General features: G+C 62.0%; 26 protein-coding genes. 9 read left to right on the top strand and 17 right to left on the bottom strand.

The window, feature by feature from the left end; translation table 11 throughout:
- Nucleotides 1–144 precede the first annotated feature (144 nt).
- On the top strand, nt 145–765 hold the full coding sequence (locus ACQ5BM_RS24090; RefSeq protein WP_429816840.1) for a cytochrome b: 621 nt from the start codon (nt 145–147) through the stop codon (nt 763–765).
- A gap of 53 nt (nt 766–818) precedes the next feature.
- A complete protein-coding gene (locus ACQ5BM_RS24085; RefSeq protein WP_429817200.1) occupies nt 819–1,361 on the top strand; it encodes a YceI family protein in 543 nt (180 codons plus the stop codon).
- A gap of 36 nt (nt 1,362–1,397) precedes the next feature.
- On the opposite strand, the gene ACQ5BM_RS24080 is transcribed toward ACQ5BM_RS24085, so the two are convergent.
- The 6 genes from ACQ5BM_RS24080 to ACQ5BM_RS24055 all read right to left on the bottom strand — a co-directional run bounded on the left by ACQ5BM_RS24080 (nt 1,398) and on the right by ACQ5BM_RS24055 (nt 8,121).
- On the bottom strand, nt 1,398–2,753 hold the full coding sequence (locus ACQ5BM_RS24080) for an aspartate aminotransferase family protein (RefSeq protein ID WP_429817197.1): 1,356 nt from the start codon (nt 2,751–2,753) through the stop codon (nt 1,398–1,400).
- A gap of 107 nt (nt 2,754–2,860) precedes the next feature.
- Nucleotides 2,861–3,871 carry an NAD-dependent epimerase/dehydratase family protein gene (locus ACQ5BM_RS24075; RefSeq protein WP_429816838.1) on the bottom strand — a complete coding sequence of 337 codons (1,011 nt, stop codon included), beginning with the start codon at nt 3,869–3,871 and terminating at the stop codon, nt 2,861–2,863.
- Nucleotides 3,868–4,308 (bottom strand): EamA family transporter, encoded by a 441-nt coding sequence (locus ACQ5BM_RS24070; RefSeq protein WP_057255638.1) that lies wholly within the window; start codon nt 4,306–4,308, stop codon nt 3,868–3,870. The genes ACQ5BM_RS24075 and ACQ5BM_RS24070 overlap by 4 nt, the downstream gene beginning before the upstream one ends.
- A 93-nt stretch (nt 4,309–4,401) precedes the next feature.
- A complete protein-coding gene (locus tag ACQ5BM_RS24065) occupies nt 4,402–5,724 on the bottom strand; it encodes an FAD-binding protein (RefSeq protein ID WP_429816835.1) in 1,323 nt (440 codons plus the stop codon).
- Complete coding sequence (locus ACQ5BM_RS24060; protein WP_429816833.1) at nt 5,721–7,163, bottom strand: UbiA family prenyltransferase; 1,443 nt, start codon at nt 7,161–7,163, stop codon at nt 5,721–5,723. The genes ACQ5BM_RS24065 and ACQ5BM_RS24060 overlap by 4 nt, the downstream gene beginning before the upstream one ends.
- Nucleotides 7,164–7,290: 127 nt before the next feature.
- On the bottom strand, nt 7,291–8,121 hold the full coding sequence (locus tag ACQ5BM_RS24055) for an alpha/beta hydrolase (RefSeq protein WP_429816830.1): 831 nt from the start codon (nt 8,119–8,121) through the stop codon (nt 7,291–7,293).
- A 300-nt stretch (nt 8,122–8,421) separates the two neighbouring features.
- Here ACQ5BM_RS24055 and parE point away from each other — a divergent pair, with 300 nt between their 5' ends.
- Nucleotides 8,422–10,482 carry a DNA topoisomerase IV subunit B gene (gene parE / locus ACQ5BM_RS24050; protein WP_429816828.1) on the top strand — a complete coding sequence of 687 codons (2,061 nt, stop codon included), beginning with the start codon at nt 8,422–8,424 and terminating at the stop codon, nt 10,480–10,482.
- 128 nt (nt 10,483–10,610) lie between these two features.
- Here the strand turns inward: parE and ACQ5BM_RS24045 are convergent, their stop codons facing one another.
- Nucleotides 10,611–11,081: a GNAT family N-acetyltransferase gene (locus ACQ5BM_RS24045; protein WP_429816825.1), complete on the bottom strand. Its 471-nt coding sequence runs from the start codon at nt 11,079–11,081 to the stop codon at nt 10,611–10,613.
- Between the two features lie 221 nt (nt 11,082–11,302).
- Here ACQ5BM_RS24045 and ACQ5BM_RS24040 point away from each other — a divergent pair, with 221 nt between their 5' ends.
- Nucleotides 11,303–11,716 (top strand): hypothetical protein, encoded by a 414-nt coding sequence (locus tag ACQ5BM_RS24040; RefSeq protein WP_429816823.1) that lies wholly within the window; start codon nt 11,303–11,305, stop codon nt 11,714–11,716.
- 15 nt (nt 11,717–11,731) lie between these two features.
- Here ACQ5BM_RS24040 and ACQ5BM_RS24035 read toward each other — a convergent pair whose 3' ends face one another.
- Together ACQ5BM_RS24035 and ACQ5BM_RS24030 are read right to left on the bottom strand one after the other, a co-directional pair.
- Complete coding sequence (locus ACQ5BM_RS24035) at nt 11,732–12,754, bottom strand: SDR family oxidoreductase (RefSeq protein ID WP_429816820.1); 1,023 nt, start codon at nt 12,752–12,754, stop codon at nt 11,732–11,734.
- Nucleotides 12,755–12,850: 96 nt separating this feature from the next.
- Nucleotides 12,851–13,987: a DUF2336 domain-containing protein gene (locus tag ACQ5BM_RS24030; protein WP_429816817.1), complete on the bottom strand. Its 1,137-nt coding sequence runs from the start codon at nt 13,985–13,987 to the stop codon at nt 12,851–12,853.
- A gap of 74 nt (nt 13,988–14,061) precedes the next feature.
- On the opposite strand from ACQ5BM_RS24030, the gene ACQ5BM_RS24025 reads away from it, so the two are divergent.
- Nucleotides 14,062–14,760, top strand: a complete 699-nt coding sequence (locus ACQ5BM_RS24025) for an aldolase (protein ID WP_429816814.1) — start codon at nt 14,062–14,064, stop codon at nt 14,758–14,760.
- A gap of 24 nt (nt 14,761–14,784) precedes the next feature.
- Here the strand turns inward: ACQ5BM_RS24025 and ACQ5BM_RS24020 are convergent, their stop codons facing one another.
- Together ACQ5BM_RS24020 and ACQ5BM_RS24015 are read right to left on the bottom strand one after the other, a co-directional pair.
- Nucleotides 14,785–15,387 (bottom strand): flavin reductase family protein, encoded by a 603-nt coding sequence (locus ACQ5BM_RS24020; RefSeq protein WP_429816811.1) that lies wholly within the window; start codon nt 15,385–15,387, stop codon nt 14,785–14,787.
- The gene (locus tag ACQ5BM_RS24015) at nt 15,387–15,971 is read right to left on the bottom strand and encodes a nitroreductase family protein (protein WP_429816808.1); all 585 of its coding nucleotides are present in this window, start codon (nt 15,969–15,971) and stop codon (nt 15,387–15,389) included. The genes ACQ5BM_RS24020 and ACQ5BM_RS24015 overlap by 1 nt, the downstream gene beginning before the upstream one ends.
- A gap of 100 nt (nt 15,972–16,071) precedes the next feature.
- Here ACQ5BM_RS24015 and ACQ5BM_RS24010 point away from each other — a divergent pair, with 100 nt between their 5' ends.
- Nucleotides 16,072–17,082: a hypothetical protein gene (locus ACQ5BM_RS24010; protein WP_429816805.1), complete on the top strand. Its 1,011-nt coding sequence runs from the start codon at nt 16,072–16,074 to the stop codon at nt 17,080–17,082.
- A 130-nt stretch (nt 17,083–17,212) separates the two neighbouring features.
- On the opposite strand, the gene ACQ5BM_RS24005 is transcribed toward ACQ5BM_RS24010, so the two are convergent.
- The 6 genes from ACQ5BM_RS24005 to ACQ5BM_RS23980 all read right to left on the bottom strand — a co-directional run bounded on the left by ACQ5BM_RS24005 (nt 17,213) and on the right by ACQ5BM_RS23980 (nt 22,137).
- Nucleotides 17,213–18,052: a lysophospholipid acyltransferase family protein gene (locus tag ACQ5BM_RS24005; protein ID WP_429816801.1), complete on the bottom strand. Its 840-nt coding sequence runs from the start codon at nt 18,050–18,052 to the stop codon at nt 17,213–17,215.
- A 79-nt stretch (nt 18,053–18,131) separates the two neighbouring features.
- Nucleotides 18,132–20,114 carry a threonine--tRNA ligase gene (thrS, locus tag ACQ5BM_RS24000; RefSeq protein ID WP_429816799.1) on the bottom strand — a complete coding sequence of 661 codons (1,983 nt, stop codon included), beginning with the start codon at nt 20,112–20,114 and terminating at the stop codon, nt 18,132–18,134.
- A 223-nt stretch (nt 20,115–20,337) separates the two neighbouring features.
- Complete coding sequence (locus tag ACQ5BM_RS23995) at nt 20,338–20,877, bottom strand: DUF1697 domain-containing protein (protein ID WP_429816796.1); 540 nt, start codon at nt 20,875–20,877, stop codon at nt 20,338–20,340.
- Between the two features lie 12 nt (nt 20,878–20,889).
- Nucleotides 20,890–21,309, bottom strand: a complete 420-nt coding sequence (locus ACQ5BM_RS23990) for a DUF2267 domain-containing protein (RefSeq protein WP_429816795.1) — start codon at nt 21,307–21,309, stop codon at nt 20,890–20,892.
- Nucleotides 21,310–21,314: 5 nt separating this feature from the next.
- Complete coding sequence (yidD, locus tag ACQ5BM_RS23985; RefSeq protein WP_429816793.1) at nt 21,315–21,689, bottom strand: membrane protein insertion efficiency factor YidD; 375 nt, start codon at nt 21,687–21,689, stop codon at nt 21,315–21,317.
- Between the two features lies 1 nt (nt 21,690).
- The gene (locus ACQ5BM_RS23980; RefSeq protein WP_429816791.1) at nt 21,691–22,137 is read right to left on the bottom strand and encodes an iron-sulfur cluster assembly scaffold protein; all 447 of its coding nucleotides are present in this window, start codon (nt 22,135–22,137) and stop codon (nt 21,691–21,693) included.
- A 340-nt stretch (nt 22,138–22,477) separates the two neighbouring features.
- Between ACQ5BM_RS23980 and folE the strand changes: the two genes are divergently transcribed.
- The 3 genes from folE (at nt 22,478) to ACQ5BM_RS23965 (ending at nt 24,929) form a co-directional block, all read left to right on the top strand.
- A complete protein-coding gene (folE, locus tag ACQ5BM_RS23975; RefSeq protein ID WP_429816789.1) occupies nt 22,478–23,095 on the top strand; it encodes a GTP cyclohydrolase I FolE in 618 nt (205 codons plus the stop codon).
- Between the two features lie 23 nt (nt 23,096–23,118).
- The gene (hisI, locus tag ACQ5BM_RS23970) at nt 23,119–23,571 is read left to right on the top strand and encodes a phosphoribosyl-AMP cyclohydrolase (protein WP_429816786.1); all 453 of its coding nucleotides are present in this window, start codon (nt 23,119–23,121) and stop codon (nt 23,569–23,571) included.
- 398 nt (nt 23,572–23,969) lie between these two features.
- On the top strand, nt 23,970–24,929 hold the full coding sequence (locus ACQ5BM_RS23965) for a patatin-like phospholipase family protein (RefSeq protein ID WP_429816783.1): 960 nt from the start codon (nt 23,970–23,972) through the stop codon (nt 24,927–24,929).
- The last annotated feature ends 166 nt before the right edge of the window (nt 24,930–25,095 follow it).

Here is a 25,095-nt window from a genome sequence, read left to right as displayed (position 1 = left end):
CACTGCAAGTGGACCACAGCTTGCCGACTGCAACAAGATCGCAGTGCAATTTTACGGTATTATCGGCGAATAAAAGCATGGGCTCATGGGTCTCATCGCCGTAACCGGGTTGTAGCGGCCGGGCTGGTGAACACGGAGACGATCATGTTGCGCAACGACAAGGCCGGGTTCGGCTGGGTCACCATCGTCCTTCACTGGACGATTGCGGTGATCATTCTTGCCTTGCTCGCCCTCGGCTTCATCATGCGCCGGGTTCCGATCGATCCAGCGCTGCAGTTTTCGCTCTACCAGTGGCACAAGTCGCTGGGTTTCACCGCGCTTGGCCTGGCGGCGATCCGCGCCCTCTGGCATGTGGTCGAGCTTCGCCCCCAGCCGCCGGCGGGCCTCAGCCCACTTGAACAGCGTGCCGGCAGCGTCACCCATATCATGCTCCTCGGGCTTGCTCTCGCGGTCCCGTTCGCCGGCTGGGCCGTCGCCTCGACCTCGACGCTGAACATTCCCAGCTTCTACTTCAACTGGTTCGTCATACCGCATCTACCGATGGCGAAATCGGCGCCGGCCGAGGACTTCTGGACGCTCGTCCATATGACGCTCGCCTACCTGCTCCTCGCTTTTGTCGCGTTTCACGCGTTGGCCGCCCTCTACCACCACTTTGCGCGCCGGGACGACGTCCTCGTTCGCATGCTGTCGGCCGGATCGCACCGTCGCAAACACTCCCAAGCGGCGGGCTCGGATCCGGTGATCGCTGGAAGGAAAAAACCATGACACTGCGCCTGCAACCATCACCCAGGGCAATAGCGCTCGCCTTTCTGGCGGTCATGCCCGTCGATCCGTCACTCGCATTCGCCGCCGCGCCAGACCTTGCCGACGCCGCCGGCAACTATGGCATCACCTCTGCCTCGCGCATCCATTTCACGGTGGCGCAGGCCGGCGGTGGAGGAATTGTGGGTGACTTCGGCAAATTCTCCGGCAGTTTCCGCATCGACCGAAATGATGTCGGCCACTCGACGGTCGAGTTCACGCTTTATCCGGAGAGCGTGAAAACGGGAGAAAAGCGTGTCGAGGATTTCCTGAAATCGAGCGCCGTCTTCGATGCCGCCAACTACAGCACCGTCACCTTCCGCTCGACGAACGTGAAGCAAACCGGCCCCGATACGGCGGCGGTCGAGGGAACATTGACGGCCCGCGGCACCTCCCGCAAGGAGCGCTTCTCCGTCACGCTGCTTGACTGGAATCGCAGTTCGATCGCCTTCAACATCCGCGGCAATATCCACCGTTCGCCCTACGGCATGGATGTCGGCACGCCGATCTATTCCAACGTCGTCGAATTCGACATGAACATCAAAGGGCAGAGGCGCTGAACGCCCCTGCCCTTCGCAAAAGGATGGGTTCGTCGTTCAGCCGATCTGGCTGCCGACGAAATCCTTGACGATGCGTACGATGCCACGGCCAAGCAGGTCGTCCAACGCAGCGATGAACTGTTCGACATGGGCGCGCTCGCAGATCAGCGGCGGCTCGAGGCGGATGACGTTGCGATTGTATTCGGTGAAAGCAACCAGCACGTCGTAGTCGCGCAGCAGCAGCGCGCCGATGAAGCCCGAGAGCGAGCCCTTGAGCTTGTCGTCGAGCATCGAGACAACAGGGCGCAGCACCATCGGCAGCGTCTGGCTGAAGTCCTGGAACTCGAGACCGACCATCAGCCCCTTGCCGCGCACGTCCTTGATGATCTTCGGATACTTGTCCTTCAGCGCCTGCAGGCGCTCGAGCAGATAATCGCCGCTGTCGGCGGCGCGATCGATCAGGTGTTCGTCGTAGAGCACGTTGATGCCCTCGATCGCCGTCACGCAGGCCTCGCCCATGCCGCCGAAAGTTGCCATGGCGTGGATCATCGCGGTCTTCGGCGTGCCATAGGCCTTCATGTAGACTTCGCGGCGCGCGATCATCGCGCCAACGGCCGCCTTGCCGGCGCCGAGCGACTTGGCAAGCGCGGTCACATCGGGCACGACGCCGTAGTGTTCGAAGGCATAGAAGCGACCGGAGCGGCCATAGCCGCACTGCACTTCGTCGGCGACCCAGAGCACGCCGTATTTGTCGCAGAGCGCGCGCAGCTTCTGCCAGTATTCGGCCGGCGCCTGGATGATGCCGCCGCCGCCCTGGATGGTTTCGAGCACGATGACGCCGATTTCCGGATCGGATTTGAAGGCGTTCTCCACGGCTTCGATATCGGCAAAGGGCACCCGCACCGTATTGTCGGTGACCTTGAAGTCGGCACGGTAAAGCTGGCCGTCGGTGATGGCGAGCACGCCCTTGGTCTTGCCGTGGAAAGAATTCTCCGCATAGACGACCTTTGGTCGCTTCGGACCGGCAGCGCGCTCGGCGAGCTTGACCGCAGCCTCCATCGCTTCCGAACCGGACGATCCGAGAAAGACCATGTTGAGATCGCCGGGTGAGCAGGCAGCGATGTTCTTCGCCAGCGCCGCCGCATATTGCGACATGAAGGCGATCGCGATCTCATGGCGCTTTTCGTCCTGGAACCTCTGGCGGGCGTCGAGGATACGCGGATGATTGTGGCCGAAGGCGAGCGAACCGAAGCCGCCGAAGAAATCGAGGATCTTGCGACCGTTCTGGTCGGTGTAGAACATGCCCTCGGCGCTCTCGATTTTCACCTTGTGGAAGCCGAGAAGCTTCATGAAGTGGAGCTGTCCTGGGTTCAGGTGCTCCTTGAAAGCCATGGTGATGTCGCCGATCGACATGGCCTTGGCCTGTTCGACGGTGATGAGATCGGGCTTGGCGACGCCACCGTCAAGCGAAGGGGCGGCAACGGCGATACGGTTCGGTATGTCCAGCATGATATCTCCCCTCATTCGGCCGGCACGGCGACGGCAGCGGCGGAAACTGCGCCCGCCCTCTTCGCCCGATATTCGTCGTAGGCGGCGATCAGCATGTCGCCATCATTGTATTCGGCGCGCCAGCCGAGCTCGCGCTTCAGCTTGCCGGTTTCGCGCACGCACATCTCGTCAGCGATCAGATACTGCTCCGGGTCCATGATCGGCTTGTTGATCAGGTCGAAGAAGGCCAGTGTCTGCTTGACCGCAAAGGCGGGCGTCGGCAGCAGGAAGGACTTGGAACCCGCGTGCCTGATGAGATTGCCGAGCAGGTCGCGCACCGAGGGCGGATTGTCGGAGCCGAGATTGTAGGCCTCGTTCGGCACGCCACCCTTCCAGGCAAGGCGCGCGGCTTCGGCGCAATCGAAGACCGAAATGAACTGATAGGGCACCTTGCCCGAGCCGATCATCGGCACCGGCAGGTTCATATCGATCAGCTTGAACAGTTTTTCGAGAATGCCGAGACGGCCCGGGCCAATGATGAGGCGCGGGCGGAAGATCGAAATGTTCATGCCCTGCTTGCGCCATTGCACCGCAAGCTGTTCCGTCGCCCACTTCGATTTACCGTACTCGCCGAGCGGCTTTGCCGGGTGATCCTCCGTCTGCGGCGACTGGACCGTATGGCCGTAGATCATGTCGGTGGTGAACTGCACCAGACGCGACGCACCGGCCGCGTCCATGGCCTTCATGATGTTTTCGGCGCCGTAATAGTTGACCGGCCAGAAGAATTCCCAGCGCTTCGAGCGGATCTGCAACGGCGACAGCATCTTCGCCGCCATGTTGTAAACCATATCGTCCGCGCCAATATCGACCTTTTGAACAGATTCCAGATCGGTAACGTCGCAATGGACGAAGCGGGCGCGGCCGTAATGCGGCAGGTCGGACTTGACGATGTCGGCGATCACGACTTCCTCGCCGTCCTTGACGAGGCGTTCCGCCAGGTGACGGCCTACGAAGCCGTCGCCACCAAAGATGATGTGTTTCATGACTTGCTCCCGAATTCTGCGGTACTCACCCCGGCTGCATCCGCCGGCTTGTCATCGGCGTGGGATGAGATGCCCGACTGGGCGATAAGAACGGTTCCTGCGCAGATCAGCGCGATGCCGGCGATGCGCCAGGCATTGAGGTCCTCGCGGAAAACGAAATAGGCGAAGACCGCGACGGCGACGTAAGCGAGGCTCAGGAACGGATAGGCAAAGGAAAGCTCGACCTTCGACAGCACATAGAGATGCGACGCCATCGAAATGACGAAGGTCGCGAGGCCGGCGAAGACCCAGGGATTGAAGACGATCTGGAACAGCCGGACGATCGCCGTTTCAGCGGTCATCGATATCGGTCCGAGCGTCAGCATGCCTTGTTTCAGCATGAGTTGAGCGGCAGCGTTGGTAAGCACAGTAAAGAGAATGAATGGAATATATTTCATTGTTTTACTCCCAGTCCCGCAAATGTACTTATGGGGAAGAGACGGATTTTCCGTGAAGTTTGAAAGTTTAATTGAATAAAATTGTCTGCATTCTCATTCTGGCAAAGCCAGAGCCGTGCGCTTCCAGAAGTTGGAAACGAGCGCAGGATCGCGCAGCGCCTCGAGCTTTTTCCAGGAAGGGAACGATTTTTCAAAGACTTGCGGGCTCATGCGAGCATCCTTGTAGGGATTGATCGCACCGCCGGCCTCGATCACGATGTGGTCGAGCGCATCCAGGAGCTTTACCGTTCGTTCACCTTGATTGGCGAAGTCCAATGTCAAAGTAAAACCGGGTCGCGGGAAGGACAGAATACCGCGCGAGCCGATGTCGCCGAAGCGCTTCAGAACCGTCAGGAACGACGCGTGGCCGGCAAGCCGAGCGGTCTCCATCAGCTTCGCCGTGATCTCCGGCGCACGCTCCGTCGGATAGACGCTCTGATGCTGGTAGAGACCGCGCGGACCGTAAAGCCTGTTCCAGGCGCCGATCGCATCCAGCGGATAGAAATAGGAGGTCCAGGGAACCGTCGTCACGGTTTCACCCGGTTTTTCCTTGCGGAAGTAATATTCGTTGAAGGCCTTGAGCGTTGCCCGGTTCAGAAGGCTGAAGGGTGGCGCGAAGGGCACCGATAGCTTCAGCCCCTTGGGAATATCAGGCAGCTCGCAGGAGCCATCAGCATGGTCGCCGGCCAGCAATACACCTCTGCCCGTGCGGGAACCGGTTGCGAGTTGATCGATCCAGGCAACGGAATACTCGTGCTCCTCGTCGACGCGATCGACGAGAGCGAAGTATTGGTCGAGATTGTCGAAGCGGATCGCATGTTGCTGGACATGCGGCGACGGCACTTTCATCAGGCGTAAATCCACGGTCAGGATCAAGCCCGTCAGGCCCATGCCGCCGATGGTAGCGGCGTAGAGTTCAGAGTTCTCTTCCGGCGAACAGGTCAGCCGATCCCCATTCGAACGCAGGAGCATGAAACCTGTCACGTGATTGCCGAAGGTGCCGCGCGCATGGTGGTTCTTGCCGTGCACGTCGTTGGCAAGGGCGCCGCCGATAGTGACGAAAGCCGTGCCCGGGGTGACCGGCAGAAAGAAGCGATGCTCGATCGCGCGTTCGAGCACCTGACGCAACGTCGCGCCGGCCTCGCAGGTCATCTTGCCGGTGCCGGGATCAAAGGCGATGATCCGGCCATGTCGGCGGCTTTCGATCAAAGTGCCCCGGTCATTGTGGCAACTGTCGCCATAGCTGCGACCGTTGCCGAAGGGCAAGTAGCCCTCAGCCTCCAGGCTGCCGAGACGATCCTCATAGTCGTCGGGCGAGATGGCCGGCCGCGCGCGTTTGTCGAGCCGACCCCAGCTTTCATGATCTAGCAAACTCATTGCGGCCCGATGGCTCCAAACAGGATCAACAGCGCGCCGACCAGCATGGTCACTTGGCTGCGCCAGTCACGCATGATGAAGACAACGGGGTCTTCATGCAGCATGCCGCGACGCGCGAGCATCCAGATGCGCAACAACATATAGAGCACCAACGGGCAAAGCGGCCACAGCGCCCAGGGCGTGGTGTACATTTCCTGGAGCTCCTTGCTGTGCACGTAGAGCGCAAGGACCAGGGCCGAGGTGAAGGCGGAAGCGACGCCGGCCTGCCCCACCATCTCGAAATCGACAGCGAGATAGCCGCGGCCCGGGACGTTGCCGCCGTCCTTGTCGTCGAACTCGTGCAACTCGACATAGCGCTTCACCAGCGCCAGGCTGAGGAAGAAGAAGATCGCGAAGGAGACCAGCCAGAAGGAGAGTTCCGTGCCCGTGGCCGCAGCACCGGCAACAATGCGCGTGGTGTAGAGGCCGGCAAGCGTGAAGACGTCGACCAGCAGCTTGCGCTTCAGCACGAAGGTATAGGCGGTCGTCGCGCAGGCATAGAACGCCAGCACACCGGCGAATTTCCACGGCAGCAAGAGCGTCAGCGACAGCGACGCCAGGACCAGGCAGGCGGCAAGAATGAGCGCCGTCGGCACCGACATCTGGCCGCTTGCGAGCGGCCGGTGACGCTTCTTCGCGTGGCGGCGGTCATTCGAAAGGTCCGAAAGGTCGTTGATGACGTAGACCGCCGAGGCGAGGAAACTGAACGCGAAGAAGGCAATGATGACGCTGACGATCGCGTCGAGATGCAGGACTTCGTGATTGAGGATCATCGGCACACCGATGAGCACGTTCTTCGCCCATTGATGCACCCGAATGGATTTCAGCGGCGCGAGCATGCTCACCTTGCCGGTATCCAGGCGCTCGGCATCATGATTGCGGCGCCACTTCTCGGCGGCGGCGTCCGGAGCAACCACGATCGCGCGCCGCGCCGCCTCGAAGACGGCGATGTCGTCACGGCTGTTGCCCATATAGTCGAAGGCACCGTCGCCGAAGCGTTCGACCAGAGCCTGGCGCTTGCGGCCGCTCGTCAGATTGAGCGCGTCGGTCGAATGCATGACCGAGGAGAAGAGCCCGACGTGATCGGCAACGTCTCTGGCGACCGACGGCGCCGCACCGGTGACGAGCACCAGTTCGCGCCCGGATTTTCTCTCCTCCGCGAGCCGATCGATGACGGCCTGGCGGTAAGGCCAGTCCTGCGCCTGGCGGCCGGAACGCAAGGCCACCTCATGCTTCAGCCGCGCCTTGCCCTTCGCCAGCCAGAACAGCATGGGAATGAGCATCAGCGGATTGCGCAAGAGGATGATCGCCGCACCTTCCCACAGCGTATCGGCGGCCAACAAGGTACCGTCCAGATCCACACACAGCGGAACGTGCCGTGTTTCGGTGCGCGCGTCCATGCATTCCACCCCAGCTATAATTGCGGGGCATGATGACGGCTTCAACTTTCCAGAGTGGAAACACGGCCTACAATCTCGCCCGGAAACTGTCGGGCTGGTTAACAAATGTCAGCGGCGCCGACAAAGGTCAGTGGCGACCGATCCAGTTCAACGCATCGCGCCAGTCGGTCATACGCACGGGCGTGCCATGCGAGCCTGTTTCGAAAAGCACGAAGCGTGTCGGGTAGCCTTGGGCCTTAAGGGTACGATAGAGCGCCTTCTGGCTTTCAGCCGGGTAGACGCTGTCGCGGCTGCCGTGGCTGAAGAACATCGGCAGCTTCGCCTTGTAGGCGGCGCTCTTGGTGAAATCGGGGTCGCTCACGCCGCCCATCACCATCATGCCGCCGAGAGCCGCGACGGCAGAGGCATCGCGCGAAACGCCCCAGCAGATGAAGCTTCCCATCGAGGCGCAGGCGAGCACCACGGGGCGACCGCCGGAACGCTCGGAAGCCTGCTTGACCAGGCCGGCAATATCCGCAGCACCTGATGTATCGAAGGAGCGGACGCTCGGTGCGTAGTAGGTGCCGCCATTGGCGACGGCGAGGTTCTTCAGCCGGTTGAAGTTACCGCCGAAGGAAAAATCGTTGGCGCCGAGCCGGCGATCGCCGCCGCGGCCGTGGATGAAGATCACCGTAAAGGCAGCGCCACGGTCGGGACCGACGCGGGTCACGTCAAGCGAGCGGCCGCCAATATCGAGCGTCTCGTTGACCTGCTCGCCCTTCACGCCAAGCGAAACATAGGCCCGCTTCACCCGGCGCTCCGGGATATCGTCCCGTTCGTTGATGTCGCGCAGTTCCTGGTAATCGACGGTCAGGTCATCGCCGTCATCATTTTGCTGCAGCACCTTGCCATAGGAGAAGAGTTCGTCCTTGAAGGGCTTCAGAGCCTGTGCCTGGGCGACGGAAGTCGCAGAAAACAAGGCAACGGCCAGCAAAAGCCGACGAAACGGAAAAACAATTGTGGACACGGCCAATGACGGGCTCCCTCGTTCGCCGAAAGCCTTGCCATCGCCCGGACGCCAAAGCAACACTTGCGCCGTGACATGGCCATGAAGGCGGCATTTCGCCCCCGGCCACGGCCAGCATTCTCCTTTTGTTCGCGTATCCTGTGAGAGTCTGGCAGAATTCAGGTGATTCGACCGCCGGGGGATGGCGGCAGAGCCGAGGTCTTGCTATGGCCTCCGGCATCCCCAGACGACAGGAACGACCCGAACGGCCCCATGGACGACAACAGCGACCTCTTTTCAATGCCCGAGCAACCGAAACCTGCACAGCCGAGCGCCAAGCCGGCGGTGCCAGCGGCACCAGTCGCGCGGGAAGAACCGCGCCCTGCGCCGAAAGGCAGTGATGGCAGCGACTATGACGCTTCGGCGATCGAGGTGCTCGAAGGGCTGGAGCCGGTTCGTCGTCGTCCGGGCATGTATATCGGCGGCACCGACGAGAAGGCGCTGCACCATCTCTTCGCAGAAGTCATCGACAACTCGATGGACGAAGCGGTCGCCGGCCACGCGAACTTCATCGAAGTCAACCTCGATGCCGACGGCTATCTGACGGTGACCGATAACGGTCGCGGCATCCCGGTTGAAAACCATCCGAAATTCCCGGGCAAGTCCACGCTCGAAGTCGTCATGACCGTGCTCCACGCGGGCGGCAAGTTCGACGGCAAGGCCTATGAGACCTCGGGCGGTCTTCACGGCGTGGGCGTTTCCGTCGTCAACGCCCTGTCCGATGCGCTCGAAGTCGAGGTCGCCCGCAACCGCAAGCTCTATCGCCAGCGCTTCTCCCGCGGCATCCCGCAGGGCGGGCTCGAAGAACTCGGCGACGTGCACAACCGCCGCGGCACGCGCGTTCGCTTCCATCCGGACCCGGACATTTTCGGGCCGCACGCGCATTTCGAGCCCGGGCGACTTTTCCGCATGGCGCGCTCGAAAGCCTATCTCTTCGGCGGCGTCGAGATCCGCTGGTCCTGTGATCCGTCGCTCCTCCAGGAAGGTTCGGAAATCCCGGACAAGGCTGTCTTCCATTTTCCCGGCGGCCTGAAGGACTATCTCGCCGCGACGCTCGGCAAAGAATTCACCGTCACCCGCGAGATCTTCGCCGGCAAGTCGGAGAAAGCCAACGGGCACGGCTCGCTCGAATGGGCCGTCACCTGGTACGGCGGCGACCAGCAGGTGCATTCCTACTGCAACACCATCCCGACGCCCGAGGGCGGCACGCACGAGGCCGGTTTCCGCATCGCGCTGACCAAGGGTCTGAAGAGCTATGCCGAGCTGACGCAGAACAAGCGGGCGGCGATCATCACCACCGACGACGTGATGATCTCGGCGGCGGGCATGCTGTCGGTGTTCATCCGCGAACCGGAGTTCGTCGGCCAGACGAAGGACAAGCTCGCGACGGTCGAGGCGCAGCGCATCGTCGAAAACGCGCTTCGTGACCCCTTCGATCACTACCTGGCCGACAATCCGGGAGAAGCCGCCAAGCTTCTCGACTGGGTGATCGAGCGCGCCGAAGAGCGCGTACGCCGGCGCAAGGAGAAGGAAGTCAACCGCAAGACGGCCGTACGCAAGCTGCGCCTGCCCGGCAAGCTGGCGGACTGCTCGCAGAACACCGCGGAAGGCGCCGAACTCTTCATCGTCGAAGGGGATTCGGCAGGCGGATCGGCAAAGCAGGCGCGCAACCGCTCCAACCAGGCGATCCTGCCGCTGCGCGGCAAGATCCTCAACGTTGCGAGTGCGGGCCGCGAAAAGCTCAGTGCCAACCAGCAGATCACCGATCTCGTTCAGGCGCTCGGCTGCGGCACGAGAACCAAGTATCGCGGCGAGGATCTTCGTTACGAGCGCGTTATCATCATGACCGACGCCGACGTCGACGGCGCGCATATTGCCTCGCTGCTGATCACCTTCTTCTACCAGGAGATGCCGGAGCTGATCCGCGGCGGCCACCTCTATCTCGCCGTGCCGCCGCTCTACCGCATCAGCCAGGGCTCGAAGACGCTCTATGCCCGCGACGATGCGCATCGCGAAGAGCTGATGCGGACCGAATTTGCCGGCCGCGGCAAGGTCGAGATCGGTCGTTTCAAGGGTCTGGGCGAAATGCTGCCGGCACAGCTCAAGGAAACGACGATGGACCCGGCTCATCGCACGCTGCTGAAGGTCGAGATCGACGAGATCGATTTCGAGGGCACGCGCGAGGCGGTGGACAATCTCATGGGCACGAAGGCCGACGCCCGCTTCCGTTTCATCCAGGAGCGCGCCGTGTTCGCCGAGAACCTAGACATCTGATCGGGGATGGACGCGAAGACGCATGACGTTCTTGCGCGTCGCACTCCCCCCTCAGCGATCGAGATAGAGACGGTGGCGCGAGTGCTGCCGTTTTGATCTTCAGCGCATTGCGGTTCGGCGCGCCGATATCATGCCGCCCGGCGAACAGGCTTTTCCATGAACAGGCTCAGCGGATCCGGCTGGTAGCCACCAAAGGGCGGACGGTCGACATAGCCGGCCGCCTTGTAAAGCCCGATCGCCTCGGGCTGGTAGATGCCGGTTTCGAGGCGAATTGCCGTGTATCCGAGTTCACCCGCGCGCGCCTCCAGCGCCTGCAGCAACAGCTTGCCGATCCTCAGCCCCCTCGCCTCCGGATCGACGAACATGCGCTTGATCTCTGCCGTACCGTCGTCGGCTTCCACCAGGGCACAGCAACCGACGATGTCGCCGTTACGCCGTGCCACATAGAAGGAAACGCCAGGCTGCTCTAGGCTCGACAAGTCGATCATATGATTGCTTTCGGCGGGATAAAGCGAAGCGGCATAGGCGTCGGAGAGTTCCAACAGACGCACGACCTGAGCTTGGCGCGGCGACTCCAGGGCTATGGTTACGGCAGGCACTTGTTTCGTCCTTCTCGATCTCAGCTATTTCTGCCGGACGTTAGTGTCAGCTTTTCCGCCAGCCAATACGTCAAATGACGCAGACGCCCGGTCCTATCAATCCGGCGAATAGGCCGAAACAATTTGTTCCGCGTCACCCGCAGCGCCGCCCCAATTCGGAGAGAATCGCACAGGCATAGGTTGATCCCTTACAAGCTCCAGGGACCAACGACAGGAACACCATGCAAGCGGCGCTGATTGTCATGACCATTCTCGGCTGCGACCACGATGTCAGCCAATGCCAGTACATCTCGACGGTCAACGGCACATGGCCGTCGATCGCCCAATGCGACACGGACTCGCAGGCGCAATTGCCGAAGTTCTCGAACGCCAACTATCCGGTTGTCGTCGCCGTTTGCGAAAGCTCCGGCTCGGCCCTCGCCGACCTGCCCCCGCCACCGGCCGGCTCGCAGCAGAGCCAGATGCCGCCCGCGCAGGTGGCAAAGCCGGAGCCTGAACCAACCTTGCCGAAACGGACACTGGCCTTCCTGTCGGGTGCCATCCCGGATCGGGAAAAGCTCAAGACCATCGTGACAAGGCCGGTGCATTACATCGAGGACGGCTATTCCTGGGTCGCCCGCCGTTTCACCAACTAGAGCGGACGGGCACACTCACACGAGACCGGCGCCGATCAGGCTTTCCGCGCTGGCCATGACCGCCTCTTCCGCGGCTCGTGGCTGCCACCCCAGAACGCGACGCGCCTTTTCGTTGGAGATACGGGAGTCGCGTCCGAGTTCTCCGACGATCAGGCGCAAGCCGGCATCAAAGGGAGCGGCCAAGCCTGCCAGCCAGTTCGGCAGAATGAACTTCGGCAGCTTGGCGGCATATTCCGGACACTGGCGACGAAGGATGGACGCCATGTCGGCAAGAGACAAGGTCTCTCCAGCGACCAGAAAACGCTCGCCCGCCGCGCCGTCAACGGTCATCGCCCGCAGATGGGCGTCGGCGACGTCGCGGACATCGACGACGGGTACGCTGAACTTCGGCAGAGCGGGGTAGCCCCCACTCAGGAGGTTGCGGACCACGGCAACAGAGGTGCCGATCTCACGCCCAAGCAGCGGCCCGAGAACCATGCCCGGATTGACGACCGCCAATTCGAGCCCGTTCGCGGCTGCATAGTCCCATGCCGCGCGTTCCGCGAAGGTCTTCGAGCGATAGTAGGGCGTCGCCAGCGGCGAATGTGGGTCCGTCCAGTCGTCCTCAGTGAACGGCGCGCTTCCAGGCCCATAGATGACCGCAGCGACCGAGGAGGTCAGGACGACGCGGCGAACGCCGGACGAGCGGGCGGCTTGCAGAACGCGCAGCGTGCCGTCGCGCGCCGGCCCGATCAGTTCGGCTTCGTCCGCAGGCAGTCGTGCAGGGAACGGCGATGCCGTATGCATGACATAGGAGGCGCCGGCGAAGGCCTCCGCCCAGCCCCCTTCCCCCAGCAGGTCCGCTTCGGCAAAGGTCAATTGCGCCAGGTCCGTGCCGCCGGCGGCACGGATCGATCGTTCGATTTCCTCCGCGCGCGCCAGGCTACGAACGGTGCCGCGCACGTCATAGCCCCGCCGCAGCAAGAGGAGCGCGACGTGACGCCCGACAAAGCCGCCTATGCCGGTCACAGCAACGGTTGCGGCCGCCTTCATGCTCATGCGTCAGTTCCTTGTCGACCGGAGGCCCGCCGTCGCCGGAGCGCCTGCAGAGAAATGGGTGGAGACGTTGCGGGACGCGCTTGACCGCAATCGAAGTCAGGCGGCCTGTCGCGCGGCGAGCTCCGCATAGTCGCGGGCCGACTGCCGCTCCTCGGCAAAGGCCAGGCGCTCGAGCAGGTCGATCATCGCAGTATTGACCGGCGACGATGACCGCTCATTCCGGAGGCGTGCAAGCAGGGCTGTGGAAACGAAAGCAGCACTGCCGTTTCCAGTTGAAGCATCCTGGCGCCAGAGAAGCACGGCCGCAGCAAAGGTTTCGCTGACATCGTGGCCGAGGCCTGCGCTCTCGAACAGGGCGCGGATCGAATGAATGCGGCCGCCGGACAGGATGGAGCGCACGCGCTTTTCGCAAACGCCGGAGAGATCGACGATCGCTGCCGAGAAAAATTCCGCGCGGCCGGTGACGAGCGCATGGAGCAGGAAAGCCGGGGTCAGGCGTCCAGTCTCGCGCAGATGCGCCACAAGGCCGGGCAATTCCTCCACCGCCAGCGTGCCGGCCATGCCGACGGCAGCGATGTCGCAAGCTTCCCGCGTGATCCGCCGACCGCGGGCTTCTCCGATCGCCATCTGCACCAGGCCGAAGGCGGCCAGTGCCGAGCCTACCTCTTCCACCAGCGCATGGCGGGCGTCGCTCGGCAGATCCGGCCGCGCAAGCAACAGGTCACGCACGGCCGCGCAACAGCCAAGACGCTCGGCAATGCGTTTCAACGACCGGCGCGACAGGTTGGCGCCGGCGTTTTCCAGGAGGATCAGAACTTCTTCCTCGCCGCCGATCTCGGCGATCGCGGCCGATACGGCACGGGAGACGAAACTGCGCGCGGCGATCAGCGCCCGCGTTTCAGGCGTTCCTCTGGCCGCGAGGTCGACGAGGTCCTCGTCCGTCAACACCGGCGAGCGGGATATGACGACATAGGCAATTTCGGGCTGGTCTTCGGCAAGGCCGAGAATGATGGCGCGCGGAACCGACGCGCAGCCGCAAAGCGCATCGGCAAGTGCGTGCCGAACCTTTGGCGACGGATCGTCGAGCAGGAAGGTCATCGCCATCTCCGCGGCGCGGCGGTCCAGGCCATTCATCTGCGCATCGACATAGGCGCGACCAAGCGCACTGGCGGCGCGGGTGCGCTCACCCGTTCTCGCCGTTTCCACCCAGCGAAGAAATGCTTGTATGATCACCTACGCCCCACTAGACCACGCCAATGCCACCGATGTTCAAACCCTAGCGGGCAAAGGTTTAAGATTGGTTCACCATGTCTGTTAACCGCTCCCAAACCATGAAGCCCCTGCTGATCGTCGATAGCCCTTTCCCGGCCGTGGACATCGTTGCACTCAATGCGCTCGCCGGCGTCATTGTCGATATTGATGCCAACGCCGAAACGCTTGCCGCAATGGCACGTTTGGCAGGCCGCACCTTCGCGCTTCTGGCGCGCGTCGAACCGCTGGAGCGGCTGAGCGGGGACGTATTGCGACGGCTGCTCGAAAGCGGTGCCGACGGCATCGTACTTTCCGGATGCCGCGGGCGCGCCGATATACAGAAGCTCGATGTGATGTTGCGGGTTGCGGAAGCCGCCCATGGTGCAGCGCCCGACCCTATCCGGATTTATGGGGAATACGGCAGTTCGCCGGAGGGTTTGTTGTCAACCCATCCGCTGACGGACTCGTCGCCCCGCCTGAGGGCTCTGATCTTCAATGGCGTAGCGCTGGCAAAGTCCATCGGTTGTCAGGAGCCGACCAGCGCTCGCCATCAGCGCATCGCAGCGCCTATCCTCACTGGACGAGCAAATGTGGTCTTGAGGGCGTTCGAAGCCGGCGTGCCCTCCTATGAGGTATTGCCTGCCACCCCTGACGAAGCCGCGGCGCGGTGGGCGCAATCGCAGAGCCGCGACAACGGCTTTGCCTCGGTCGTTTGCAACTCGATCGAACAGGCAACCATTCTCGGCAGGGCGTGACCTGCGCGTTCAAAGTCGCGGATCTCAACGGGTCGGGCGGGTCATCTGAAAGACATCACCGCCATCGCAATAGTCCATGTAGCCAAGACGGGCGAGCGGCTTGACCGTCGCCATGTCGAAGCGGCCGTCGCGGATTGCCTCTTCCCGGATATGAATGCCGACGACCTGGCCGATGACGACATAGTTGTCGGTCACCGCGCCATCAAGGCCTTTTGGTTGAAACATCTCGGTCATCCGGCACTCGAGCGCAGCAAAAGCCTCGGCGACGAACGGCGCATTCACCAAGGTGCCGTCGACCGGAGTGAGCCCGGCGATCTCGAATTCGCTCTCCCCATGCGCTGCGGGAACAGACGTCTTGTTCACGGCCTCGGCAAGATTGCGACTGGCGAAGCTCGCCGTGAACTCACCCGTCGCCTCAATGTTGCGAACCGTATCCTTGTGGCCGCTTGACGAGAACATCACGAGCTTTGGCCGATCACTGATAGCGTTGAAGAAAGAATAGGGCGCGAGGTTATGCGTACCGTCGCCCCCGCGCGTGCCGATCCAACCGATCGGCCGCGGCGAGACGATGGCCTTGAAAGGGTCATGCGGCAGGCCGTGACGATTCGAGGCCGTATCGTAGAACATCAGGCGTCCTCTCCGACCCAGGTGACAATCTCGGCGAGCTCCGGCCGCGGCCGTTCCGTCGGCGGCACCATCGCGGTACCGATGTGAATGAAGCCAGCAAGTTTCTCACCCGGATTGACACCCAGCAAGGGATAGGCGCGTTCATCGAAAGCAAACCATTCGGTCAACCAGTTGGAGGCATAGCCAAGTGCGTTTGCGGCCATCAGCAGGTTGAGGCACACGGCGCCGGCTGACATCAACTGCTCCCATTCCGGGATCTTGAAATGCGGCGCAGCCTTGCTGACCACGGCGACGACGACCGGCGCTCGCGTCAGCCGCGTTTCCTCGACCTTGATCATTTCCTCCGAAAGATCCGGTTTTACCGCCAGCGCCAGCGCCTTCAATTCGGCGCTGATGCGCGCCCTTTCCTCGCCGCGATAGACGATGAAGCGCCAGGGAGCGAGCTTGCCGTGGTCCGGCACGCGGGAGGCGAGCTTCAGCATCTCCTCGACCTCGACCTTGCTGGGGCCGGGTTCACCCATCTGGAAAGCGGGGATCGAGCGGCGGGACGCGAGGTAGTCAACAAGCTTAATTTCGGTTTTCATGTCGGATGAATTCCACTAATTTGCCGCAGCATCGGAAGCCACGAAAATGCCATATCGGCGTCCCAAGTGGAGTCACTCAGTCAGGAAGTCAACTGCTCTCATGCGTGCATGCTCTCGTATTTTCCTCGGAACCGGGCTCGCGATCCTTGTCGCCGGCGCTGCTACGGGAAGTGTGCGTGCCGAGGATGCGACCCAGGCCTTCGAGAATTTTCCCTCGATCGCCGGCCCGCGCAAGATGCCGAAGCTTATGGGCTTCAGCCCGATGACGAGCGATCCGATCGCCGAAGGCACCTTGAAGGATGTCAAGCTCGAAGCCTTGCTCACGGAGAAGGGCGCGCCCGTCGAAGCCGGCCTGACCTGGCGCATGTTCAGCCCGATCCCGGGAAGCGACGGCAAGCTGCCGCTGCTGGCGACGTCGGAAGGCGGCTCGACGGCATTCAACGTCGCGCCGGGTGATTACTTCGTCAATGTTTCCTTCGGACGCGCCTCGGCGACGCGCAAGATCCGCGTGCCCCAGGACGGCACGCTCGAAAAGCAGACTCTCGTCCTGGATGCAGGCGGCATCAAGCTGAACGCCGTCTCCGGCAGCGATGTGCGCATTCCGCCGGCCGAACTCAGCTTCTCCGTTTATTCCGCAGATACCAAGAGCGACGGCGAGCGGGCGCTCATCATGTCGGATGTGAAGCCGAACACGGTGATCCGGCTCGGCGCCGGAACCTATCACGTGACCTCGAGCTACGGTGCGACCAACGCTTCGACGGCCGCCGACATTCAGGTCGAAGCCGGCAAGCTGACGGAAGCGACCATTCAGCACCGCGCTGCCAAGCTCACGCTCAAGCTGGTGTCGGAACCAGGCGGCGAGGCCATCGCCAACACCGCCTGGACGATCCTGACGTCGGCCGGCGACACCGTGGACGAAGAAAACGGCGCCTTCCCGACGCTGGTTCTGCTCGAAGGCAGCTATTCCGCCGTCGCGCGCTACAAGGACAAGATCTACGAACGTGACTTCACCGTGAAGGCCGGCGTCAACACGGACGTGGAGGTGCTGCTCAGCAGCGGCGGCAACGATGCGAACACAACCCCGGGCGTCGTCTCCGACGCACAGGACTAGAGCATCCTGCTTTGAAGTGTATCACTTGCAGAAAGATGCTCTAGAATCAAAGTGCTAGAGCATCCTTTGTGCATTCATATGAACGCACAGCGCTCTAACTCCAGCGTTACGGCATGCGATTGACGCTACGTCAGCCCGCTCGCCGCATGAACCGCCGGCGCGGCGGCGCCATGGAGAAGACCGCGTCATAGATGCGGGCCAGCAGATCCTTGCGATCACTACAGACGCCGAGGTCCTCGGGCGTCAGCACCCGGCCGACGCGCGCCACGATCGTCGTGCCGGACAGACGGCGGAACTCGCGGATCAGCAGCGACAGCCTCAACGTCAGTGAAATCTTGCTCGCAAGATGGAAGACGGGACCGTTCTGCCCCTCGAAGTAGATCGGGATGACGCTCGCGCGTGCAGCCTGGATCAGTTTCGCCGGAAAGATCTTCCAGGGCAGGTCCTCGGCGCGGCCAAAACCCTTGGGCGCGGTCGCGACGCCGCCTGCCGGAAAGATCACGATCGTCACGCCTTCCTTCAGCAGCCGCAACGCCTCATGGCGCGTCGCCATGTTGACGGCCAGCGCCTCCTTCGTCTCCTCGAACGACACCGGCAGGGAGTAAGGCGCCATTTCCGGCACCTTCAACAGTTCGTTGTTGATGAGGACGCGGAACGGTCGGCCAAGCTGTTCGGCCAGCGCCAGCACGGCGATGCCGTCGCCAATGCCGAACGGATGATTGGCGACGATGACGATCGGCGTGTCGGGCAAGTGCCGCGGCGGCCACTCGCCCTGGGTGCGCAGCTTCACATCGATGAGCTGCAGCATCTCGCCGAAGACCCGATCACTCTTGCCGACGATGTCGGACCGCCAGCGCGCGTAGAGCTTTGCGTAACGGTTGCGGCCCGACAGGCCTTCGATGGAGCGGATGAACCAGCGCTTCAGGCGTCGGTCGTTTGCGTTGGCGTAGGACAGCTCTTTGAACTGCACGGAAATCTCCGATGGATCATCTCGTATCCGGATATTCCGCTAATATGACAGTTTGCTGACAAAGCAAGTGCCCGGGGTCTCAACCCCGGGCTTTCTTTTCGGCCTTGCGCTTGAGGTCCGGCGCCATGGCTTCCGAGGCAAGCGAAGCAAGCGCCTCGTCGAGCGACATCGCGGTCTGGGCCTGGGAACCCAGACGGCGGATGTTGACCGAACGTTCTTCCGCCTCGCGCTTGCCGCAGACGACGATGACCGGAACCTTCGTGACCGAGTGTTCGCGGACCTTGTAGTTGATCTTCTCGTTGCGGAAGTCGGTTTCGACGGTCAAGCCCGCGTCACGCAGGAGTTCGGCAACCTCGCGACCATAGTCGTCGGCTTCCGAGGTAATCGTCGCGACCACGACCTGCAGCGGCGAAACCCAGAGCGGCATATGGCCGGCGAAGTTCTCGATCAGAATGCCGAGGAAGCGTTCCATCGAGCCGCAGATGGCGCGATGGATCATGACCGGCTGGCGCTTTTCCGATTCCTTGTCGATGTAGAACGCGCCGAAACGCTCCGGCAGGTTGAAGTCGACCTGGGTGGTGCCGCACTGCCATTCGCGGCCGATTGCGTCCTTCAGCGTATATTCGAACTTCGGCCCGTAGAAGGCGCCCTCGCCCGGCAGGATGCCGGTCTTGATGCGGCCTTCCGACTGCGCCTCGATCGTCTTCAGCACATCCATCATCACGCTCTCGGCACGATCCCAGAGTTCGTCGGAGCCGACGCGCTTGTCCGGGCGAGTGGAGAGCTTGACCACCACTTCCTTGAAGCCGAAGTCCTCGTAGACCGAGAGGATGAGGTCGTTGATGCGCAGGCATTCCGCCGCCATCTGCTCGTCGGTGCAGAAGACGTGCGCATCGTCCTGCGTGAAGCCACGCACGCGCATCAGACCGTGCAGCGCGCCCGACGGCTCGTAGCGGTGGACGTTCCCGAACTCGGCCAGGCGGACCGGAAGTTCGCGATAGGACTTCAGGCCATGCTTGAAGATCTGGATATGGCCGGGGCAGTTCATCGGCTTCAGCGCGAAGACGCGATCGTCGTCGGTCTCATCGCCGGCGACCGTCACCTTGAACATATTGTCGCGGTACCAGCCCCAGTGACCCGAGGTTTCCCAGAGCGACTTGTCGAGCACCTGCGGCGCGTTGACTTCCTGGTAGGTGTTTGCGAGCCGGCGGCGCATGTAGGCCACCAGCGTCTGGAACATGCGCCAGCCTTTGCCGTGCCAGAAGACGACGCCCGGGCCCTCTTCCTGGAAATGGAACAGGTCCATCTCGCGGCCGAGGCGACGATGATCGCGCTTTTCGGCTTCGGCGAGTACGTGCAGGTACTGGTCGAGCTCTTCCTGGGTGTGCCAGGCCGTACCGTAGATGCGGGTCAGCATCGCGTTGTTGCTGTCGCCGCGCCAATAGGCACCGGCCACCTTCATCAGTTTGAAGGCCGTGCCGATCTGACCGGTCGAGGCCATGTGCGGGCCGCGGCAAAGGTCGAACCAGTCGCCCTGATAATAGATCTTGAGATCCTGTCCCTCGGGGATAGCGTCGACGAGTTCGACCTTGTAGCTCTCGCCCTTTTCAGCAAAGACCCGGCGAGCCTTCTCGCGCGACCAGACTTCCTTGGTGAAGGACTTGTTGCGCGCGATGATCTCCTTCATCCGCTTTTCGATGACAGGCAGATCGTCGGGAGTGAAGGGCTCGTTGCGCGCGAAATCGTAGTAGAAGCCATTGTCGATGACCGGGCCGATGGTCACTTGCGTTCCCGGCCACAATTCCTGCACGGCCTCGGCCATCACGTGCGCGGCATCGTGACGGATGAGCTCCAGCGCGCGCTTGTCGTCGCGCACGACGATCTCGATCCTGCCATCGGTCACTGGGTCGGACAGGTCGCGCAGTTCGTCGTCGAGCGCAATCGCCACGGCTTTCTTGGCGAGCGACTTCGAAATCGATTCTGCCACGTCACGGCCAGTCGTGCCGAAGGGATATTCGCGCACCGAGCCATCGGGAAATGTAAGGGAAACGGAATTCGACATAATGATCTCCTATCCAGTCCCGCCAACGAATGCGGGTGGTATGGTTGACCGGTAAAGACCGGTGAATTGACGATACAGCGTCGCATCCGTGAGACGCGCATAGATCGCTGTAGTGCTTTGGATTGCTGCGTGTTTTGCCCCAGGCCGGAGGCGACCCGGGGAAACACGCGTAGCCTGATAAAGGGTTTTCGAAAGTGAGTAAAGGCGAAGGCTGCGCTGGAAACTAGCTGCGCAACATCTCAACAAGCCCCGTCACCGTGTTCCAGTTGCGGAATGTTCCGATACCGAGGCGCTTTGTCGTCATCGCACCCAGGAGTTTCGATTCGCTCGCCTTGCCGGTAAAATGGACCCACAGATCGCCGTCGACGATTGCTAGACGTTCGCCGGCGACACAGTAACGCTCGAGACCTGCGAGCGTGGCCTCCGTCAGCGGATCGCGCATCACCCGCACATGGACACGCGTCGCGTCTTCTTCGCCCTCGCGGCGAAACGGATTTGATGCGGCAAGCTTCCGCCAGTCGGCGCCGGACCGGACAATAATGTCGACATGCCGGCCGAATGTCTTGGCAAAGGCCGTCTCAAGCGGCGATTCGAAGTCTCTGCTGGAGGTTTGTCCGGCCTCAAACACGAGATTGCCTGTCGCAACCCATGTTCGCGGCGAACGGCAGCCGAGGCCTTCGGCCATCTCTCTGAGATCGGCCATCACGACCCGTCGCCCGGCACCAAGAACGATGCTGTAGAGCAAGGCAACGTAGCTGTTCATCTCTTCTCCCGTTCACGCACGCCAGAAATCCGCAGCACCCGCCGGCAGGCGGGCGAGAACCCGATCAAGCTTCGCCTCGTCGATGTTGCGACGCAGGGCGGCAGCCACATCGACGATCGCGCTGTCCGGCGAAAGATTGTGATCGGGCCGGAACGCCTGCACCTCGCGGGTCATGGCGATACGACCCGAAAACGGGCTCTTCGGTTCTTCGAGGTCCCATTCGGCGACAAAAATCGCGCGCAGCACCGGCGGCAAGACGTCTGCGAACACGATGGCCTCCTCAAGGTCCAATCGCCGCCGGAAAGTCTGGAGCACCGCCTGAACCATCGTGTAGGCCTGGTTCGTCGTCTGTAGCCCGGCCAACTCGCGCGCGTCGAGGATGAACCGATCGAAGTCGACCGAGGCCTGGCGGTATTCCATCGGCATAGGCATCGTGATCAACCAACCTTCGGCCGCGGTCGCCAGTAGCGCCACGGCGCATACCACACGAGGCGAGACTCAAGCCGTTCCGGCACCGGATCAAAGCCGTGCGTCCCGCCCGGCCCGCAGCGGGCGACGCGAAACAGCGTCATCCAACCTCCGGCCCACAAGCCATGACGGGCGATTGCCTCATAGCCATATTCCGAACAGGTCGGCAGGTGCCGGCATGAGTTGCCGATGAAGCTCGAAAGCGTGAGCTGGTAGGCGCGGATCAGCGCCATCCCGATCAGCCGCCCCGGAGTCTTGCGAAACGGGCCGCTCCAGTTTCGACCATGCGCCGCCGGCTTCGCACCGCTGTCCGGCGAATGCCGACAATTCGGTCCGCCGCACATGTCAGACCGCCGCGAGCAGCCGCTTGGCTTCGATCTGCTCGATGGCGTCGACCACGGCATCAAAAGTCAGCATCGTCGATGCGTGGCGCGCCTTGTAGTCCTTGACGGGGCGCAGGAAACGCATGTCCTCGAAGCGCCCGGACGGACCTTCGCCATCAGCCTTCAGCATCGCCAGCATATCCTCGCGCGCCTGGCGGATTTCCTCCGCGCCGGCGCCGACGACATGGCGCGCCATGATCGAGGAAGATGCCTGACCCAGCGCGCAGGCCTTCACATCATGGGCAAAATCGGTGACCACGTCGCCGTCCATCTTCAGCCAGATATGCACCTTCGAACCGCAGAGCTTCGAATGCGCGGTCGCGTCCGCGTCGGCGTCCGCGAGCGCTCCGATGCGCGGAATGTTGCCGGCAAATTCGAGAATTCGGCTGTTGTAGATGTCATCCATCATTTGACGCGATCCGACTGATTTTTCGCGGTTTTGAGTGATCGACGCATGATTTTCTCCGGTAGGCAGGAAAAAAGCACGACGCGACACGCTCCGCCTCTTTCATCTCTGTGGCACCATACTATATGCTATGTCGTGTTGGGGCGACAGTTCCGCAAGAGGAACAATGTCGCCTGTTGTTTGGGAAACCGTGCCGGAAGGTCCAGTGCACTGCTAAGCCAGGACCCGAAAGCCCCGGAGCCCGCCAACGGAACCCAAGCCTGCAGGGTTAGGCGAATGGCCAGTGGCGAGTTGTCCGAAAGATAAAACGTCAAGCAATCCCGTATTGCTCAAAGAGGCCATTATGGATGCCATAGTGAAGAATTTTCCTGTGCTCGACGATGCGAGCGGCCGCCCGACCCAGAAGGAAGCGGAGGATGCCGTACGTGTCCTGTTGCGCTGGGCCGGCGACGATCCGGAGCGCGAAGGCCTGAGGGACACACCGGCGCGCGTGGCGAAGTCCTACCGCGAGCTTTTCAGCGGCTACGATCTTGCCGCCGAAGACGTGCTTGGCCGGACCTTCGAAGAGGTTGCCGGCTACGACGACATGGTGCTGGTCAAGGACATCCCGTTCTACTCCCATTGCGAACACCACATGGTGCCGATCATCGGCAAGGCGCATGTCGCCTACCTGCCGAATGGCCGGGTGCTCGGCCTCTCGAAGATCGCCCGCGTGGTCGATATCTACGGCCGCCGGCTGCAGACGCAGGAATCGATGACGGCGCAGATCGCCCGGGCGATTGACGAGTCGCTCGCCCCGCGCGGCGTCGCCGTGATGATCGAAGCCGAACATATGTGCATGGCGATGCGTGGCGTGCAGAAGCAAGGCTCGACAACGCTCACCACCACATTTACGGGTACGTTCCAAACGGAACCGGCCGAACAGGCGCGGTTCATGACCATGATCAGGGGCTTCAAGTAAGGCTCCGACAGACGGAGCCTTCCATGACGCTCATCTTCGACGCCCCCTCTTCCAACAAGGCCGAACTGGAATCCGGACCGGCCTTCACTCCCCGGTTCGATGAAAAGGGCCTGATCACCGCTGTCGTCACGGATGTGCGGGACGGCGAACTCTTGATGGTTGCCCATATGAACGCCGAGGCTCTGGCCCTGACGATCGAGACGGGTATCGCGCACTATTTCAGCCGCTCGCGCAAGAGCCTCTGGAAGAAGGGCGAAAGCTCCGGCAACCTTCAGACCGTCAAGGAGATCCGCACCGATTGCGACCAGGATGCAATCTGGCTGAAGGTCTCCGTGGGCGGTCACGACGCCACTTGCCACACCGGTCGCCGGTCCTGCTTTTATCGCACGGTCGGCGTCGAGAGCGGCCAGGCCGTCGTCACAATCACCGACGACCACAGGCACTTCGACCCTGCCGAAATCTATGATAAAAATTAAGGATCGCGCATCTTTTTGATGCGGCCACATGCTATATTTATCATTTGGAAACCAAGCGAGCGCCTAATCCTTAAGCAAGGATGCGGCGCGACGAGGGAGCGGCAACGTTCCCAATTGTATTGCAAACTGTATCCAATATTTATCGGTCATGCCGCAATCGGCGACGGGATCGGTGATATACCTAAGTACGGTGCCAGTCTTTCAGCAATGGAATAGGACGAGGCCGGCACCTGCGCCGGCTTGGCGAAGCCTCCCAAGACGCGCGCATCAATTTGCCTCTCTCCAGGATCGAATTCGGTCCTGGGAAGTTAAGTCAATGATGAATTGCCACAGCGACCTTCGCGCATTCTCATCGACGTGTCGCGCTGCGGAGTATTCGGCGGTGTTGGAGGTGCCGGATGTTGAACTGGACTTTTACGCGTAACAATCAGATTGCAGATCTGTCCGGCCCGGACGGAACATCGATTTCAACAACACCACCAGAACCTGCGACACCCCCACAAAGACCGAAGATCGCTATTGCGCTTGGGGGCGGCGCCGCCCGCGGCTGGGCGCATATCGGCGTGCTGCGCGCCCTCGACGAGGAAGGCATCGAAGTCGGCATGATTGCAGGCACGTCGATCGGCGCGCTCGTCGGCGGCTGCTACCTTGCCGGCAAGCTCGACGAACTCGAGGCCTTCGCGCGCTCCCTCACCGTTCGGCGGATCGCTGGCCTGCTCGACTTCGCCATTGGCGGCGGCGGTCTCTTCGGCGGCCTGCGACTAACCAAACGCATGCAGGAACACCTGGAAGGTCTCAGCATCGAAGGTCTCGACAGACCGTTCATAGCCGTTGCGACCGAAGTGCATAGCGGTCACGAGGTTTGGCTCGAAAGGGGATCACTCATTACCGCGATCCGCGCCTCCTACGCGCTGCCCGGCATCTTCGAACCGATCAAGGCGAACGGGCGCACGCTCATCGACGGCGCGCTCGTCAATCCGGTTCCGGTCTCGGTCTGCCGCGCTCACGAGCAGCAACTCGTCGTCGCCGTCAACCTCAACTACGACCTCTATGGCCGCTCCGCCGTCGTCAAGCACAGCGCTGGCATGGAAACTCCGGATGCACAGGAGAAGGAAGCGACCCATCACTCCCGCCTCGGCATGACTGGCGTGATGGTTCAGGCCTTCAACATCATCCAGGATCGTATCTCGCGGGCCCGCCTTGCCGGTGATCCGCCGGATCTGGCATTGCACCCCAAGCTCAACGATATCGGCCTGTCGGAGTTTCATCGTGCAGGTGAGGCGATCGACCGGGGCTACCACGAAGCGAAGGCCAAGCTCATGGAAATCCGCAGAATGCAGGACGCACTCGTGCGCTGACGCGCGTTCCGTCAATCTTCTGCGCTGGCCCCGCGGTGACTGCGCGCGGGGCATTGCCCATTTGAGGGAACCGCTTCGCAAAGCCCGAACGAGGCACCTCGCGCATCGTCGCGACAAACAGGGCGACGTACCCGAGGCGGATAAGAGGGCGGCGCTGGCCGCCCTA

It is taken from the genome of Ensifer sp. B1-9, from assembly GCF_050474445.1.
GTDB lineage: Bacteria > Pseudomonadota > Alphaproteobacteria > Rhizobiales > Rhizobiaceae > Ensifer.
The sequence above is the reverse complement of the archived record's forward strand: the minus strand, read 5'-3'. Positions and strand labels throughout refer to the sequence as shown.